Source organism: Drancourtella massiliensis (genome assembly GCF_016900655.1).
GTDB classification, from domain to species: Bacteria; Bacillota; Clostridia; order Lachnospirales; family Lachnospiraceae; genus Sellimonas; species Sellimonas catena.
In genome coordinates, this window is record NZ_JACJKH010000092.1 from 1 (window position 1) to 672 (window position 672).

Annotated in this window: 1 protein-coding gene; it reads left to right on the top strand. The window is 38.4% G+C overall.

What is annotated here, in order from left to right; all coding sequences use genetic code 11:
• Positions 1 to 135 precede the first annotated feature (135 nt).
• Positions 136 to 564, top strand: a complete 429-nt coding sequence (gene tnpA / locus H6A32_RS15855; RefSeq protein ID WP_118638189.1) for an IS200/IS605 family transposase — start codon at positions 136 to 138, stop codon at positions 562 to 564.
• The last annotated feature ends 108 nt before the right edge of the window (positions 565 to 672 follow it).

Below are 672 nucleotides of genomic sequence, written 5' to 3' on the forward strand. Positions count from 1 at the left end.
AATGAAGAGTCTAATCCCCCAGCTATGCTGGGGAGAATAGAGTAGTTGGAGACGGTAAGGATATTAATAAAAATCCTCCTATGCTAAAATGAAATTGGTGTCGCAAGCCAAATTCAAGCATAGGAGGAGGTCCAAATGGACAATAGAAGTTTATCACATAGCCGTTGGAAATGCCAGTATCATATAGTATTCATTCCTAAATATCGAAAAAAGATATTATATGGGAAAGTGAGAGAAGATGTTAGAGAAATTATTGATACGTTGTGTAAATATAAAAATGTGGAGATTATTGCAGGAGCAGTCTGTAAAGATCATGTACATCTGAGTGTAGCGATTCCACCTAAAATCAGTATATCAAACTTTATGGGATATTTGAAAGGGAAGAGTACACTAATGATATATGACAGACACCCAGAATTGCAAAGTAAATGGGATAAAGCGTTCTGGGCAAGAGGATATTACGTAGAAACAATTGGTAATATCACAGATGAAGCAGTACAAAAATATATCAAAGAGCAGGCAGAGGAATCGAGAAAAGAAGATTCAAGGAGTACCGCTTTATAAGCGGACCAGTAAAAATGCTTGCGACACCACCCTGTAGGGTGAGCGGTAACAATGCCCCTTTGGAGGGGCAAAAGCAAACCACCACTTGAAGTGGTGGTTAATGACTTA

Bases quoted from the DNA above. Each gene is read 5' to 3' on its own strand.
- tnpA (WP_118638189.1), top strand. From the start codon at position 136: ATGGACAATAGAAGTTTATCACATAGCCGTTGGAAATGCCAGTATCAT.